Origin of the sequence: Streptomyces sp. B21-105 (genome assembly GCF_036898465.1) — a bacterium.
GTDB lineage: Bacteria > Actinomycetota > Actinomycetes > Streptomycetales > Streptomycetaceae > Streptomyces.
In genome coordinates this window covers 4,449,559-4,464,261 of the sequence record NZ_JARUMJ010000001.1, presented here as the reverse complement: position 1 = coordinate 4,464,261, position 14,703 = coordinate 4,449,559, and the positions used below count along the sequence as shown (strand labels likewise).

The window sequence follows — 14,703 nt, the reverse complement described above, 5'->3', positions numbered from 1 at the left end:
GGCGTACTCGGGGTACCGGACGGATTCGAGGATGCCGGCGGACGTGGCGGCGATCCCGGATCAGCTGATGCGCCTGATCACCCGGGGCGTGAACGGAGTGCGGCGGCCGCTGTCGGCGGGCGGGGGCCCACCGACGTCTGCCTGCGGGATGAACCGGGGGTTCCCCGTGATCACAGGAACCTCCCCGAATCCTCCCAAGTGCCTCACGGTCAGAGGTTTAACCCGACATACGATCAAGCTCACCACGAGATCGACCATTTGCCCGGCGCCGGGGGGGAACCTGGTTAAAGGGCTGCGACGGGCTCGGTCACTCCCTCGAAAGTGAGTGAACCCCCCCATGCGTGACGCGATGGTGCTCAAGGCCCAGAGATTCGTGAACTCCGTCTACGGCAGCCGTACCGGCACGACCGTGGAGGAGAGCGGCGAGGCCGACTGGGCCACCATGTACGCCCTGACCCGTGCCCTGCAGTACGAGCTGGACATCACTCCCACGTCCGACAGCTTCGGCCCCGGCACGCTCTCCACACTGACCGCCAAGTACCCGAAACTCGATCAGGACACCGTCCCCTCCCCGGACTTCTGCCGGCTCATCCAGGCGGGCCTGTACTGCAAGGGGTACGACGGAAGCGACCTCGACGGCACGTACGGCGCACGCGTCCAGGCGGCCGTGACCAGACTGAAGACCGACATGGGCGTCGAGAAGGCGTTTCCCGGCAGTGACCTGACGCCCAAGGTGTTCAAGGCTTTGCTGACCATGGACGCGTATGTCGTCACCGGTTCCGGCTCCGACCAGGTCCGCGGCGTGCAGCGGTGGCTCAACGGCCGGTACGTGAACCGCCAGGACTACTTCGTCGTCGCCAGCGACGGGCAGGTCTCCGGAGCCACCTTCAAGGGGCTGCTTTTCGGCATCCAGTACGAGTTGGGGATGGCGGACGGCACTGCCAACGGCAACTTCGGGCCCGGTACCCAGGGGGGCCTGAAGTCGCACCCCGTGAAGCAGGGCGACCAGAGTGTGTGGGTGTCCCTGTTCTCGGCGGGGATGGTCCTCAACCGGCGGCCCGTCGCCTTTTCCGACTCCTTCGAGTCTCCTCTGGCCGCCGCTGTCCGGGCATTCCAGACCTTCGTCGCCCTCCCGTCGACCGGTGACGGCGACTTCTCCACGTGGGCGTCCCTGCTGGCGTCGTTCGGCGACCAGGCCCGCCAGGGCCAGGCCTGCGACGGCATCGTGAAGATCACGCCCGCACGCGCGGCGACGCTGAAGGCGGCCGGCATCAAGTACGTCGGGCGCTACCTCACCAACCCGAGCGGCAAGTCCCTGCCGGAGAAGGCGATCCAGCCCGGAGAACTGCAGACGATCGCCGAGAACGGCCTGCGCTGTTTTCCCATCTACCAGACCACCGGCGACGACGCCTCCGCCTTCGACTACGCGGCCGGGCGTACCGCCGGGTACGGCGCCATCAACGCCGCCTTGGACCACGGCTTCAAGAACGGGACACGGATCTTCTTCGCCGTCGACTTCGACGCGGTCGACGACCAGATCACCGCGAACGTCCTGCCCCACTTCAAGGGAATCAACGAAGCGATGGCGGACTCCGGCAATCCGTACGAGATAGGCGTGTACGGCTCCCGCAACGTCTGCGCACGGGTCGGCGCGGCCGGCTACTCGACGGCGAGCTTCCTGGCCGACATGTCCTCGGGCTACGTGGGGAACGCCGGTCATCAGCTGCCCGACGACTGGGCCTACGACCAGTTCGTCATCCGCACCCTCGGCTCGGGCGACGCGCAACTGGACATCGACATCGACATCGCCTCGGGGCGCGACACCGGGCAGGGCTCCTTCAACCCGCCGCGCCCCGCCGTGCCGGACGTCGCCTTCGACCGCGGCTACCTGCCGGCCCTGCGCGCCGACCTCTCCCGGTACATGCAGTCGATCGGCTACCCCGACCTGGGCGGCATCGGCAGCGACGCGAAGCTCTACTCCAACTCCCAGGCCGTCGACGTGCTCCAGGACCAGGACGAGCTGATCACCCAGCTGTCGAACACGTACAGCATGCGCAAGTCCCTGATCCAGACGGCGGTCTACTGGGCGATGCGCGAGTACAGCCTTGCCGACCAGGCCGCGGACCAGAAGGTCGTCGGCTATCACCTCTCCGGTTCCGGCACCGTCAAGGACTCGCACACCGGTATCGCCGAGATCAGCGGCACCGACGCCATCCAGGCCTGGAACCACTGCATCGGCTGGGGCTACACGACCGGCAAGCACCTCGATGCGGGTAGGGACGCCGACATCTGGTCCGTGTGGCAGCGGCTGAACAAGGACAACGCGTTCACCGTGCGCACCGTGGCCCTGATCCACCTGTGGGACGTACGGGGCCGGCCGGGCGGCCGGCTGCCCCCCGGCGACCGCGTCACCACCCCGCGGACCATGCGCCTCGGCCTCGCCGAATTCGAGATCACCGAACTCCTGCGCCGCTACCGCGCCTGGGACCCCGACCAGGAGGCGCAGACGCACCAGAGCTTGGCCGTCTACCAGCTCTTCGAGAAGTACAACAGCATCGCGCGCAACGCCTGACCCATGCGCGCCCGTCTGAACTCCGGAATGAGACTCCGTTGAAGCTCAACATCCCCCAGATTCCCCGCAGCAACCGTGGTCGGCAGTCGTCGGCGCCCTCGCACCGCCGTGGCATGGGCCGGCGTGCTCTGCTCGGCCGTGCCGCCGCCGTCACCGGCGCCGCCGCCGTCGCCGCACTGCCCTTCTCCCGCTTCCTCTCCTCCGCACAGGCCGACCAGGACGGCACCATTCCGTCCCGTGTACGGGACGCCGTCAGCAGCGCCCGGGACCGTACCCGGCGCGTGCTGGCGGGGACGCGCTCCCACAACGGCTGGGAGATGGAGAACGTCGCCGACGACGGCGGCACCGTCTACACCCGTCCCGTCCCTGGCACCCCGCTCAAGGGCGTCGCGGTCCGTATGGGCGACGTGGAGACCGTTCTCGTCCACCTGGTACGCCGGTTCCACTACGAGGTCGACTCCTTGCGCCGAGGTGACGTGACCGGCTGGCGCGCCCCGTCGAAGGTCCGCAAGGGCCGCGCGGAGTCCAACCTGGCGTCGGGCACGGCCGTGCACGTCCGGCCGGACTTCTACCCGGTGGGCGTACGAGGCGGCTTCTTCCCGCAGCAGGAGGTCGTGATTCGCGACATCCTCGCCGAACTCGACGGCGTCGTCCGGTGGGGCGGCGACGACCGTACGCCCGACGAGGCGCTGTTCTCCGTCGACGTACGGCCCGGCGACAAGCGGCTGGCCCAGGTCGCGGCGCGGATCCGGGGCTGGCAGCTGGAGCCCGGAGCCGGGGCCGGTGCCCAGGTGAACGTGCTCTCCGGCAGCCGGCGCAAGGCCGCCGAAGCTCTGGCACGTCGCCAGAGCACCGCGGCGTAAGGGTCACGCCGCTGCCCCTCCCCGCCACTGTCGGCCCGTGCTGAGCGGGGAGGGTGCGGGGCCCCCGGGCTGGGGGCCCGAAGCTGCCGCTCGGTGGCCCGCCGCGTGGCTCCCGCGCTGCCGCGGTGAGCCGGTGAGCGGGCCCGAGTGGAGTGGCGAGGACGGTTCTACGATCTCGGGTCATGACGACTCCCGACTGCTACACCTGCCGCAAGGAAGAAGAGTTCGACGACCTTTCACCACGCGAGTGCGTCGTGCACGACCAGCACTGGCGGGTGGCCCATTCCTTCAACACGGCGGTGCCCGGCTGGCTGGTGCTGCTGCCCCGGCGGCACGTCGTCGCAGTCCACGACCTCACCGACGCCGAGGCGTCTGCCCTGGGGATGTGGCAGGTCAAGCTCTCCCGGGCGCTCCGGAGCATCACGGGTTGCACCAAGACCTACGTCGTCCAGTTCGCCGAAGCCGAAGGCTTCGCGCACGTGCACTTCCACATCGTCCCGCGCATGGCGGACCTGCCGCCGGAACATCGTGGGCCCGGCGTCTTCGAGCTGCTCCGGCGGCCCGAGGCGGAGTGGGTGACGGCCGACCAGGCCGACCGGACGGCCCGTCTTCTCCGGGCTCGACTTCAGTGACGGTCAGCTGCGTTCGCCCTCCTCGGGCGCGTCGCCGGACGGCTGCTCGACGACGAAGGATCCCTTGCCGCGCACGGTGACGATGAGTCCGCGCTCGCGGAGTTCCTGTGCGGCCCTCCGTGCCGTGAGCCGCGCCACGCCGTACTCGTCGGCGAGGTGGTTCTCCGAGGGGATCGGTCTGTCCGGAGCCAGCTCCCCAGCGGCGATCTTCTTGGCGATGACGTCGGCCAGCTGCACGTAGAGGGGCCGCGCGCTCATCGGGTCCAGGGTGGCGTCCGACTCTTCTGTATCGCTCATTTGTCCAACGTAGAGCGGTAATGATGTGCACGATCGTGTGGATCCCTCTCTACTTGTATGTAGAGGGCTATAGACCGGTGTAGCTTCCAAGATGGAAAGACCCCGGCGAGGTGAGCTAGACCTCCCGGGGCGTGGCCAACGCTGCATAAGGAGCGTCGACATGCATGACCTTATCCGTCGCACCCTCGAATGGATGCGTCTTCTTCTCGCGCCCGGCACCGGGAAACGGCGTCGCACGCATCGTCAGCGGGCCAGGCTCTGCCTGCACTTCACCGCCGTACGGCACGACCCCGCACCTGTGGGTGCGCAGCTCCCTCTCCACCGTTCGCCGTACGGGCTCGTCGGCTCACTTGACGGCGCGGACTCCGTTCTCGTGCGCCCCTATCTCGCCGCGCACGACCGGGAAGCCGCGCTCCAGCAGCGTCGTCGGCTCGCCCTCGTCCTGGCCGCCGACTTCGGGATCGACCTGGACGGGCACCTGATCGGCGCGCAGGAGGTGGCCGCATGACGAAGCCTGCCTTCTCCTCGTCCCCACGGCTCCTGCCCTGGCCGTCCCCCGACGGCAAGCCCTGCTACCTGGTGACCGACGACCAGGGCAGCCGTCTGTCCCGTCTCGCCGACGAGTTGGAGGCCGAGCAGCTCGCCACGGCCGTCGACGTGCTCGGCCTCGCCCGTCCGCTGCTGGACGACCCCGTGTCGCCGTACACCGAGGTGCGGTATGCCGGTCTCCGGCTCGCCGAGTGTCTGAGAGACGTCCTGCGCGTCGCGGAGTCCCGGGGATTGCGGCTGCCCGCGGCGGGCGTCGAAGGCGTCAGACCGCGCTGAGACCGGTGAGGGAGGCCAGCGGGAGCGTGTGCTGGGTCTGCAGGACCTTCGCGCGCAGGTAGCGGACGTTGTGCGGGGTGGTGAAGACGCCGGTCGGCACGCGGTCGTGGACGTCGATGCCCAGTCCCCGCAACTGCTCCGCCTTGTCGGGGTTGTTGGACAGCAGGTCCAGGCTCGTGATGCCGAGGGCGCGCAGCATCTGGGCGGCCGCCGTGTAGTCGCGGTCGTCCTCGGGCAGGCCGAGCGCGGCGTTCGCCTCGTAGGTGTCGAGGCCCTGGTCCTGGAGGGCGTACGCGTCGAGCTTGTTGTAGAGGCCGATGCCGCGGCCCTCCTGGCGGAGGTAGAGCAGTACGCCGCCCGTCGCCGCTATCCGCTCGACGGCCTCGCGCAGCTGGGGCCCGCAGTCGCAGCGGGCGGAGCCGAAGGCGTCCCCGGTCAGGCACTCGGAGTGCAGCCGGACCAGCGGGACCGAGCCCGGGGCCGGCTCGCCGAGGACGACGGCGACGTGCTCCTGGCCGTCGACGAGGCCGTGGAACGTGACCAGTTCGGCGTCGACGGAGTAGCCGTCGTGGAAGCGGAGCGGTACCCGGACGCGGGCGCGCTGGGTGGCGGCGGGGGTGTCGGGCATGCGGGTCTCCCGGGTCCGGAGGGCGGTGGGCCGGGCGTCGCCGGGCGTGAGCCGGGTGGTGCCTGACCGCTGTCTGCGCTGTCTGCTTCAGATTTGAAGCAGTCCCAGCGAGACGAGACCCTACCCATGCTTTAAAGTTGAAGCAACTGCTTTGTGGCCCGGCTCATCCGGCTCGGCGGCTCACTCCGTCCCGGAGCCGGAGCAGGGCGACGAGCGTCTGCGCCACGGCAGGTCCTCGGCGGAGGGGGAGGCCTCGCCGTCGTCCTCGCCCTGGAAGCCGGCGGCGACCTGGGTGAAGATCTCCTCCAGCTGGCCCACCTGCTCGGGCGTGAGCCGGTCGAAGAGGGCGGCGCGGACCGTCTCGACATGGCCGGGCGCCGCGTTCTCCAGGACCCCCAGGCCCTCGTCCGTCAGGACGGCGACGCTGCCACGCTTGTCCCAGCGGCACTCCTCGCGCCGCGTCAGACCGTCCTTCTCGAGGCGGGTCACCGCGTACGTCAGCCGACTGCGGGTGATCTTCAGCCGCTCCGCCAGATCGGTCATCCGCAGCCGCCGTTCGGGGCTTTCGGAGAGGTTCGCGAGGATGGAGTAGTACAGGTGGGGCATGCCGGCCTCCTGCTGGAGGTGCCGGTCGATGGCGTCCTCGAGAAGGAGGTAGCCGGCCATGTACGCGCGCCAGGCGCGCTGCTCCTCGGGGGTGAGCCAGCGGGTCGTCATGCCCCCAGTGTAGTTTTGTTTCAAACTTGAACCAAGATCGCCGTCAGAGTCGGAAGACCCAGCCCGGGAGCACGTCGATGCCGTACCCGTACGTCCTGCTGTCCGCCGCCGTCTCCCTCGACGGCTTCCTGGACGACACCACGTCCGAACGCCTGCTGCTCTCCAGTCCAGCCGACTTCGACCGCGTCGACGCGGTACGGGCCTCCGTGGACGCCATCCTCATCGGCGCCGGCACCATCCGCGCCGACAACCCCCGGCTCCTCGTGAACTCCCCCGAGCGCCGCGCCGCCCGGGTCGCCGCCGGACGGCCGGCCTACCCGCTCAAGGTCACCGTCAGCGGCTCGGGCGACCTCGATCCGGCGGCGAACTTCTGGCACACGGGCGGCGAGAAGGCCGTCTACACGACCGAGAAGGGCGCCGAACGGGCCCGCGCGCTGGGCGTCGCCGCGGACGTCGTCCCGCTCGGCCCCGAACTGGACTGGCGCCGCCTCCTCACCCACCTCCACGACGAGCTCGGCGTCCGGCGCCTCATGGTCGAGGGCGGCGGAACCGTCCACACCCAGCTGCTCCAGCAGGGGCTCGCCGACGAGCTCCAGCTCGTTCTCGCCCCGCTGTTCGTGGGCGACCCGGACGCGCCCCGCCTCTTCGGGCCGGGCGCCTACCAGGGCGGACGGCTGCGGCTCGTGGAGACGCGGCGCATCGAGGACGTCGTCCTGCACCGCTACGAGCCCACCGCCCCCGGCACCGGGCCGCTCGCCGCCGCCGCCGACCGGCACTGGCTGGCTCTCGCCTGCGAGCTGGCCGCCCAGTGCCCGCCCTCGGACACGGCGTTCAGCGTCGGCGCGGTGATCGTGGCCGCCGACGGGACGGAGCTGGCACGCGGGCACTCCCGCGAGGCCGGCGACCCGGTCGTGCACGCCGAGGAGGCGGCGCTCGCAGGGCTCGACCCCGCCGACCCCCGGCTGGCCGCCGCCACCGTCTACAGCAGCCTCGAGCCCTGCGCCCGCCGCTCCTCCCGCCCCGCCCCGTGCGCCCGCCTCATCCTGGACGCCGGCGTGCGCCGGGTCGTCACGGCGTGGCGCGAGCCCGACACCTTCGTGACGAGCGCGGACGGGACCGGCCTGCTGGCGGCCGCGGGCGTCGACGTCCTCGTGCTGTCGGAGTACGAGGAGCGGGCGAAGGCCCCGAACCGGCACCTGGTGTGAGGCCGCAGCCGGGACCCGGGCCGGGGTCGCGGCGGGGGCGCGACAAAGCCTGGTGCTGGGCGTCCCCCGGATGACGTACACTGGAGTCACAACGACGCGGGGTGGAGCAGCTCGGTAGCTCGCTGGGCTCATAACCCAGAGGTCGCAGGTTCAAATCCTGTCCCCGCTACTGAAGGCCGAGGGCCGGAATCCGAAAGGGTTCCGGCCCTCGGTGCGTTCGCCCCGGTGGCCCGTCCTCGCTCTTCGTGACCGTCCGGCCGCCCTGTGCGCCGGGTCTGAGCCGCCGTGTCCACGCGGGTGACGGGTGAGGCGTCCTGAACGAGGGTCAACTCGCCCGTTTTTCGCCGCTGCTGGCCAGAAAGTCCAGGCCAGAAATGTTATTGATCAAGCAGAACAGCTTGGAAACGCACCCCCGGGTCTATTAACGTTCGATAACGCAGCGCGGCCGTCCCAGCCGGCACCAGAGTCGGCTCCGTGCGCACGCGCCGAATCCCGCAAGGGAACCGGGGAACCACCACCTTGGGGTGAATCACGCGGAAGCCTCCGTGAACTCGCAGAGTCCACGGCCGGTATACGCGCGTAGGAGACCTTCCCGCTCCGAACCCGTCAGCTAACCCGGTAGGCGACGGAAGGAAAGGAGTGCGCCCGCGTGGCGTCCAACCCGCCTGCCCCCGAGGCCCCGTACGCGCCGGCCCAGCCCCCCACCGAGACCTTCGGCTACGGCGGCCACCGCACCGACGAGGGCCCCTGGGAGGAGTGGAACCCCACCGCGGAGTCCATTCGCCCGGCACGCGGCAAGCACCGCGTCGCCAAGCAGCGCGGCGGCGGATTCGCCCGCAGCTCCACCGTCCTCGGCGTCGGCGTCATCGCCGCCGTCAGCGCGGGCGGCATGGCCAGCGCCAACACCGGCAAGGCCCCGGTCTCCATCTCCGTGCCCGACCTGCCGAACCTTGCGGACCTGCCGGACCTGCCGGGCGTGGGCTCGCTGATCTCCGACGACAAGCCCGCCCAGGAAGCCGCGCCCGCCCTGTCGAGCTTCGGCTCCGAGGCCGCCGTCGACACCAAGGAGAGCGTCGCCGACGCCGGCGAGGCCCTGCGCAGCCGGATCATGGCCCAGGCCGAGTCTCAGCAGACCCAGGTCGAGGTCAAGGCCGCCGCCGCGGCCGCCAAGGCGAAGGCCGACGCCGTCGTCAAGGCCGAGAAGGAGGCGGAGGCCAAGGCCGCCGCCGCGAAGAAGAAGGCCGCCGAGGAGGCCGCCGCCAAGGTCGAGGCAGCGCGCCTGGCCGAGCTGGCCAAGCAGTACACGCTGCCGACCTCCTCGTACACCATCACCTCGACGTTCGGTCAGGCCGGCTCCCTGTGGTCCTCCGGCTACCACACCGGACTCGACTTCGCCGCGCCCACCGGCACGCTCATCAAGGCCGTCCACACCGGCGCCATCACCGAGGCGGGCTGGGCCGGCGCCTACGGCTACCGCACCATCCTGACCCTGGACGACGGCACCGAAATCTGGTTCTGCCACCAGTCGTCGATCAGCGTCAGCGTCGGCCAGAAGGTCGCCACCGGTGACGTGATCGGCCGTGTGGGCGCCACCGGGAACGTCACCGGGGCCCACCTCCACCTCGAGGTCCACGCGAACGGCAACGCCGAGGGCATCGACCCGGCGGCCTGGCTGCGTAGCAAGGGCCTCAACCCCTGAGCCGTCCCTCTAGGAGGCCTGAGTCGTCCCTCTAGGGGGCCTGGGGAACATCGAGGGACGGCAGCCCTGACGGCCACCCCGACGCCAGGGCTGCCGGTTGTCCGCCTGTTCTTCACCTGTTCTTCTGTTCTTCGTGTCACGCGTGGAATGACGTGCCTGCCGCGTCCGTTGAGACGAAGCATGACTTCTCTGCGCACCATCGGCTCCTCCGACCTCAAGGTCTTCCCGCTCGCCCTCGGCGGCAACGTCTTCGGCTGGACGGCGGACGAGGCGGGCTCCTTCGCCGTCCTCGACGCCTACACGGCCGCGGGCGGCAATTTCGTCGACACCGCCGACTCCTACTCCGCGTGGGTCGAGGGCAACAGCGGTGGCGAGTCCGAGACCGTCATCGGCAGGTGGGTGAAGGCCCGCGGCAACCGCGACGACGTCGTGATCGCCACCAAGGTCAGCCAGCACCCCGACTTCCCCGGGCTGTCCGCCGACAACATCAAGGCCGCCGCCGACGCCTCCCTGCGCCGCCTCGGCACCGACCACATCGACCTCTACTACACGCACTTCGACAAGACCGAGGTGCCCGTCGAGGAGATCGTCGGCGCGCTCGACGAGCTGGTGAAGGCGGGCAAGGTGCGGCACATCGCCGCCTCCAACATCTCGCCCGAACGCCTCCAGGAGTCCCTGGAGTTCTCCGACCGCGAGGGTCTCGCCCGGTACGTCGCCCTCCAGCCCCACTACAACCTGGTCTCCCGCGACACCTACGAGGGCGGCCTCCAGGACCTCGCCGCCCGCATCGGCCTCGCCGCCGTCCCTTACTTCGCGCTGGCCTCCGGCTTCCTCACCGGCAAGTACCGGCCCGGCACGACGGTCGAGAGCGCCCGCGCCGGCGGCGCCGCGGGGCACCTCGACACGGAGCGGGGCCGCAGCGTCCTCGCCGCGCTGGACGAGATCGCCGGCGCCCACGACACCCAGCCCGCCACGGTCGCCCTCGCGTGGCTCGCCGCGCAGCCGACGGTGGCCGCTCCGATCGCCTCCGCCCGCACGGTCGAGCAGCTCCCGGCGCTGCTGGCGGTGGCGGACCTGGAACTGACGGAGGCGGAGATCACGCGGCTGACCCGGGCGTCGGCGTGAGCTGATGTGCGTAGCCGGGGCGCCGGCCCGCGTGACGCAGCAGCCCTCGGCTACGGGTGTGTGACTCGGTCGACTACGGGTGCGGGTTGGTCGCGGGGTGGGGACCCGGCGGATACCCGTATCCGGGAGTGTGGCCGGGAGTGTGGCCGGGCCCGTACCCGTATCCGGGCGTGTGGTCGCTCCTGTGGTCGTTTCCGGAGGTGGGCGGCAGGCCGCCGTACATCGGCCCTTGGCCGTATGCCTGGTTTGGCCCGTACGCCGGGCCCGGGCTGTACGCGCCCGGCGGACTGTACGCCGGACCCTGGCCGTACCCGTACCCGTACGCCCCGTACCCGTGCCCGTACGCCGGGTTCTGGCCGTGCCCGTACCCCCCGTACCCCGGCCAGGGTGGCGGGGGCATCCGTACCGGAGGGGCCGTCATCCGGGCCGCGTGATCCAGGGCGGGGCGGGCGACGTCCTTTCGCCGCCACAGCTCGTTCAGCAACTCCCGTTCGCGGACCAGGAAATCGGCGTTCGCCCGCCCTTTCCGGCCACGGTGGCGCAGGAAGGCGAGGGACGTCGCGTACGCCTCGTACTGCGCCACCTCACGTGCCGCAGGCCTGCCGAGGTGACGCCGGGCGTGGACCCGGGCCAGCCGCCGGGCCCGCATCGAGCCGAGCGCGAACGGTTCGGCCGGGGTGAGCCAGCCGGCGGCCGCGTAGACGGGCAGTTCCTTGCGCACCGTGCGCAGCTCGCGCTGGCGCGTCCACACCACCAGCCAGGTCAGCAGCCCGAACGCGGGCACCATGATCGCCGCGTACACCGCCAAGAACCCGAGTTCGCCGAAGGACGCGGAGCCGTTCCACAGGGCGTGCATGCCCATCGCGAGGAGCAGCCCGGACAGCGGGAGCAGCACGCGCCGCGCATGCTGACGCTCCCCGGCGAGCGCGGCGAAGCCGAAGCCGATGCCGGTCAGGACGGTGAACAGGGGGTGCGCGAACGGCGACATGATGACGCGCACGAAGAACGTCGCGGCGGTGACGGAGGCGATGCCGCTGTCGCCCGTGAGCTGGTCGGTGCCGAAAGCGGTGCCGAGGTAGAGGATGTTCTCGGTGAACGCGAAGCCGGTGGCGGTGATCCCGGCTATGACCACGCCGTCGACGATCCCGGTGAAGTCCCGCCTGCGGAAGAGGAAGACGAGCAGGACGGCCGCGGCCTTGGCGGACTCCTCGACGACCGGCGCTATGACGGTCGCGCCCAGGGTGTCCGCGCCGGACGGGTCGGCGGTCGCGGTGGCTATCCACCGGGTCGCGAAACTGTTGGCGATGATGGCTATCAGCGCCGCCGCGCACGCGCCCCAGGCGAAGGCGAAGAGCAGGTTCCGCCACGGGCCGGGCTCGACCCGGTCGAGCCAACGGAAGGCGGCGACGAGCAGCGGCACGGGCAGCACGGCGAGCCCCAGCCCCACGAGGAGGCCCTCGGTGCCGGTCTGCTCGCGGACCAGGGCGAGGATGACCAGGCCGGACAGGGCGAGCAGGCTGATCAGCGCGCCGTACCGGACCCACCTGTGCTGCCACCAATGAGCATGCCGGAGCACACCGTCCTCGGGCCCGCCGCCGGGGTGCGGCGGCTGCGGCGGAACGGGCGGAAACGGGGAACTGATGGCCACGGCATCGACCCTAACGAGGGAGAGGACGGCGGTGGAGGGAATTGTTCGGTCAGTGATCCCCGGGCTGGACGCGATGCTGTACGCGCCGGAAGAGCAGATCGTTCACCACGTGGCCCTTGTCCAGCCCCTGGCCCTCGAAGCGGGTCAGCGGCCGGAAGCCGGGGCGGGGCGCGAACCCGCCGTCGGCCCGCGTGTTCTCGAAGTCGGGGTGCGCGGTCAGTACCTCGAGCATCTGCTCCGCGTACGGCTCCCAGTCGGTCGCGCAGTGCACGAGCGCCCCCGGCTTCAGCCGTGTCGCGGCCAGGTCGAGGAACTCCGGCTGGATCAGCCGCCGCTTGTGATGGCGCTTCTTGGGCCAGGGATCGGGGAAGTAGACGCGCAGCCCGTCGAGCGAGTCCGCCGGCAGCATCTCGCGCAGCAGGATGATCGCGTCGCCGTTGGCGACCCGGACGTTGCTCAGCGCGTTGCGGTCGGCGAGGCTGAGCAGGTTGCCCTGGCCCGGCGTGTGCACGTCCACCGCGAGGATGTCGGTGCCGGGGTCGGCGGCGGCCATCTGCGCGGTCGCCTCGCCCATGCCGAAACCGATCTCCAGCACGACGGGACGGTCTCCCGCGCCGAACAGCTCGGCGAGGTCCACCGGACGTCCGTCGATGTCCAGGCCCCACTTGGCCCACAGTCGCTGCAGAGCGTCCGCCTGCCCGGCCGTCACCCGGCTGCGCCGGGGCTGGAAGCTGCGGATCCGCCGCTCGAAGTGAGACCCGGCGGGATCGGCCCGCGGCCCGTCGGGGAACCGAGGCTCCCCCTTGGCGCGGGTACGCCGAACGGACTCCCTCGGGTGGTGCTCACCGCTCGGGGAGGACGGGGGGACATCGGGAACGCTCACGGAATCAGACACAGTGCGGTCGATTTTACGGGTACCGCGCGAGCACCCGCGGCCCCGTGATCCCCCGGGCGTCCGCGGTGCCCCCGTGATCCACCCCGCTCCCCACGAGCGCCCGAGGCCCTCGTCGTCCACCCCGCTCCCCACGAGCGCCCCGCCGGATCCGGACCGGTCACACCTGACACGCGTGCGGAACGCTCCCTCACGCGTCGGCCAGTGCGCCCAAGGCTCTGCGGGCCACCTCGCGGCCGATCGGCAGGGAGGCCGTCGCCGCCGGTGAGGGGGCGTTCAGGACGTGGACCGCGCGTGGGCCCTCCCGGATAAGGAAGTCGTCCACCAGGCCGCCGTCCCGCAGGACCGCCTGCGCGCGGACGCCGGCCGACGTCGGTATCAGATCGCTCTCCTCCACCGCCGGAAGCATTCTTCGCACGGCGTCCACGAAGGCGCCCTTCGAGACCGACCGCCGTAGTTCGCCGAGGCCGTACCGCCAGTGCCGGCGGCCCATCCGCCACACGCCGGGCCACGCCGCCGTCGCCGCGGCCTCCCGGGGGCTCACGACGCCCCAGCCGTATCCCTCCCGGGCAAGCGCAGGCACCGCATTGGGTCCGACGTGCACGCCCCCGTCGATGCCCCTGGTCAGATGCACGCCGAGGAACGGGAAGGCCGGATCGGGCACGGGGTAGACCAGCCCTCGCACCAGCTCCGGCCGTGCCAGCTCGTAGTACTCGCCCCGGAACGGGACGATCCGCACCTCCGGCTCGTCGCCGGTCAGCCGGGCGATCTCGTCGCAGTACAGCCCGGCGCAGTTCACCAGCACCCGCGCGCGCACGACGTCACCGCGGGCGGTGAGGACGGCTACCCCGCGCTCCGGCCGCCGGTCGATGCGCACCACGCGCGCGCCGTACCGGATCTCCGCCCCGGACGCCTCGCCCAGTCGCTGCGCGACGGCCGTGTAGTCGCAGACGCCGGTCGTCCCCACATGTATCGCGGCGAGCCCCCGCACCTCGGGCTCGTACTCGGCGATCTGGGCGCCGCCCAGTTCCCGCACGGTAATACCGTTCTCACGGCCGCGCTGGACGAGTCCGTGCAGCCGGGGCAGCTCGGACCGCTCCGTGGCGACGATCAGCTTGCCGGTGACGGCGTGGGCGATGCCGTACTCCGCGCAGAACTTCGTCATCTCGGCGGCGCCGCGCACCGCGTACCGCGCCTTCAGGGTGCCCGGCCGGTAGTAGATCCCGCTGTGGATGACCCCGCTGTTGCGCCCGGTCTGGTGGCGGGCCACCCCCGGCTCCTTCTCCAGCACCGTGACCCGCGTCCCCGGCGCGGCCCGCGTGATCGCATACGCCGTGGCCAGACCCACGATGCCGCCGCCCACCACGAGCACGTCACAGTCGTAAGCGATCTTCGGCACGTGCACCACCTCCCGGCTTCGATAGTGCACTGCGCCACTGACAATCTCTTCAAACCCGATGCGGGACGGCACTCCCCGCCACTCCCCGCCATTCCTCGGCAGCGCGAGAACCGGTGCGCCCGGCTCCCACGCGCCGACGGCCGGAAGACGGCTTGCCGACGGCCGTAGGGCGGCTGAAAGCGGCCCAGAGCGGTAGTGCCG

At 71.1% G+C, this 14,703-nt stretch carries 14 protein-coding genes, 1 tRNA gene and 1 riboswitch; of the genes, 9 read left to right on the top strand and 6 right to left on the bottom strand.

Annotation, left to right across the window (positions count from 1 at the left end; genetic code table 11):
- The first annotated feature begins 337 nt into the window (after positions 1-337).
- From QA802_RS20045 to QA802_RS20035, 3 genes are all read left to right on the top strand, one after another.
- On the top strand, positions 338-2,572 hold the full coding sequence (locus tag QA802_RS20045; RefSeq protein ID WP_319172307.1) for a glycoside hydrolase domain-containing protein: 2,235 nt from the start codon (positions 338-340) through the stop codon (positions 2,570-2,572).
- Between the two features lie 38 nt (positions 2,573-2,610).
- Complete coding sequence (locus QA802_RS20040) at positions 2,611-3,435, top strand: hypothetical protein (RefSeq protein ID WP_443042150.1); 825 nt, start codon at positions 2,611-2,613, stop codon at positions 3,433-3,435.
- Positions 3,436-3,617: 182 nt separating this feature from the next.
- On the top strand, positions 3,618-4,067 hold the full coding sequence (locus tag QA802_RS20035) for an HIT family protein (protein WP_334524539.1): 450 nt from the start codon (positions 3,618-3,620) through the stop codon (positions 4,065-4,067).
- A 3-nt stretch (positions 4,068-4,070) separates the two neighbouring features.
- Here the strand turns inward: QA802_RS20035 and QA802_RS20030 are convergent, their stop codons facing one another.
- Positions 4,071-4,364 (bottom strand): GntR family transcriptional regulator, encoded by a 294-nt coding sequence (locus QA802_RS20030; RefSeq protein WP_334524536.1) that lies wholly within the window; start codon positions 4,362-4,364, stop codon positions 4,071-4,073.
- 160 nt (positions 4,365-4,524) lie between these two features.
- Between QA802_RS20030 and QA802_RS20025 the strand changes: the two genes are divergently transcribed.
- Both QA802_RS20025 and QA802_RS20020 read left to right on the top strand, forming a co-directional pair.
- Positions 4,525-4,872, top strand: coding sequence for a hypothetical protein (locus tag QA802_RS20025; protein WP_334524533.1), 348 nt, complete (start codon positions 4,525-4,527; stop codon positions 4,870-4,872).
- The gene (locus QA802_RS20020) at positions 4,869-5,189 is read left to right on the top strand and encodes a hypothetical protein (protein ID WP_334524530.1); all 321 of its coding nucleotides are present in this window, start codon (positions 4,869-4,871) and stop codon (positions 5,187-5,189) included. Before QA802_RS20025 ends, QA802_RS20020 begins: the two co-directional genes overlap by 4 nt.
- On the opposite strand, the gene QA802_RS20015 is transcribed toward QA802_RS20020, so the two are convergent.
- Both QA802_RS20015 and QA802_RS20010 read right to left on the bottom strand, forming a co-directional pair.
- On the bottom strand, positions 5,176-5,817 hold the full coding sequence (locus tag QA802_RS20015; RefSeq protein WP_334524527.1) for a GTP cyclohydrolase II: 642 nt from the start codon (positions 5,815-5,817) through the stop codon (positions 5,176-5,178). The genes QA802_RS20020 and QA802_RS20015 overlap by 14 nt on opposite strands.
- A gap of 180 nt (positions 5,818-5,997) precedes the next feature.
- Positions 5,998-6,534 carry a MarR family winged helix-turn-helix transcriptional regulator gene (locus tag QA802_RS20010; protein WP_334524524.1) on the bottom strand — a complete coding sequence of 179 codons (537 nt, stop codon included), beginning with the start codon at positions 6,532-6,534 and terminating at the stop codon, positions 5,998-6,000.
- 77 nt (positions 6,535-6,611) lie between these two features.
- Here QA802_RS20010 and QA802_RS20005 point away from each other — a divergent pair, with 77 nt between their 5' ends.
- From QA802_RS20005 to QA802_RS19990, 4 genes are all read left to right on the top strand, one after another.
- Positions 6,612-7,739 (top strand): dihydrofolate reductase family protein, encoded by a 1,128-nt coding sequence (locus tag QA802_RS20005; RefSeq protein ID WP_334524522.1) that lies wholly within the window; start codon positions 6,612-6,614, stop codon positions 7,737-7,739.
- A gap of 95 nt (positions 7,740-7,834) precedes the next feature.
- A tRNA-Met gene (locus QA802_RS20000) sits at positions 7,835-7,908 on the top strand.
- Positions 7,909-8,212: 304 nt separating this feature from the next.
- A riboswitch (cyclic di-AMP (ydaO/yuaA leader) is annotated at positions 8,213-8,379 on the top strand.
- A 9-nt stretch (positions 8,380-8,388) separates the two neighbouring features.
- Positions 8,389-9,438: a M23 family metallopeptidase gene (locus QA802_RS19995; protein ID WP_334524520.1), complete on the top strand. Its 1,050-nt coding sequence runs from the start codon at positions 8,389-8,391 to the stop codon at positions 9,436-9,438.
- 180 nt (positions 9,439-9,618) lie between these two features.
- Positions 9,619-10,563 (top strand): aldo/keto reductase, encoded by a 945-nt coding sequence (locus tag QA802_RS19990; protein WP_334524518.1) that lies wholly within the window; start codon positions 9,619-9,621, stop codon positions 10,561-10,563.
- Between the two features lie 73 nt (positions 10,564-10,636).
- Here QA802_RS19990 and QA802_RS19985 read toward each other — a convergent pair whose 3' ends face one another.
- The 3 genes from QA802_RS19985 to lhgD form a co-directional block, all read right to left on the bottom strand.
- Positions 10,637-12,211 (bottom strand): PrsW family glutamic-type intramembrane protease, encoded by a 1,575-nt coding sequence (locus QA802_RS19985; RefSeq protein WP_443042149.1) that lies wholly within the window; start codon positions 12,209-12,211, stop codon positions 10,637-10,639.
- Between the two features lie 49 nt (positions 12,212-12,260).
- Positions 12,261-13,106 carry a tRNA (guanosine(46)-N7)-methyltransferase TrmB gene (gene trmB / locus QA802_RS19980; RefSeq protein ID WP_443042148.1) on the bottom strand — a complete coding sequence of 282 codons (846 nt, stop codon included), beginning with the start codon at positions 13,104-13,106 and terminating at the stop codon, positions 12,261-12,263.
- Positions 13,107-13,293: 187 nt separating this feature from the next.
- Complete coding sequence (gene lhgD, locus QA802_RS19975) at positions 13,294-14,511, bottom strand: L-2-hydroxyglutarate dehydrogenase (protein WP_319172310.1); 1,218 nt, start codon at positions 14,509-14,511, stop codon at positions 13,294-13,296.
- Between the last annotated feature and the right edge of the window lie 192 nt (positions 14,512-14,703).

Coding starts and splice junctions, on each gene's coding strand:
- QA802_RS20010 (WP_334524524.1), bottom strand. CDS start 6,534: ATGACGACCCGCTGGCTCACCCCCGAGGAGCAGCGCGCCTGGCGCGCG.
- QA802_RS20015 (WP_334524527.1), bottom strand. CDS start 5,817: ATGCCCGACACCCCCGCCGCCACCCAGCGCGCCCGCGTCCGGGTACCG.
- QA802_RS20005 (WP_334524522.1), top strand. CDS start 6,612: ATGCCGTACCCGTACGTCCTGCTGTCCGCCGCCGTCTCCCTCGACGGC.
- QA802_RS20030 (WP_334524536.1), bottom strand. CDS start 4,364: ATGAGCGATACAGAAGAGTCGGACGCCACCCTGGACCCGATGAGCGCG.
- QA802_RS20035 (WP_334524539.1), top strand. CDS start 3,618: ATGACGACTCCCGACTGCTACACCTGCCGCAAGGAAGAAGAGTTCGAC.
- QA802_RS20045 (WP_319172307.1), top strand. CDS start 338: ATGCGTGACGCGATGGTGCTCAAGGCCCAGAGATTCGTGAACTCCGTC.
- QA802_RS20025 (WP_334524533.1), top strand. CDS start 4,525: ATGCATGACCTTATCCGTCGCACCCTCGAATGGATGCGTCTTCTTCTC.
- QA802_RS19990 (WP_334524518.1), top strand. CDS start 9,619: ATGACTTCTCTGCGCACCATCGGCTCCTCCGACCTCAAGGTCTTCCCG.
- QA802_RS20020 (WP_334524530.1), top strand. CDS start 4,869: ATGACGAAGCCTGCCTTCTCCTCGTCCCCACGGCTCCTGCCCTGGCCG.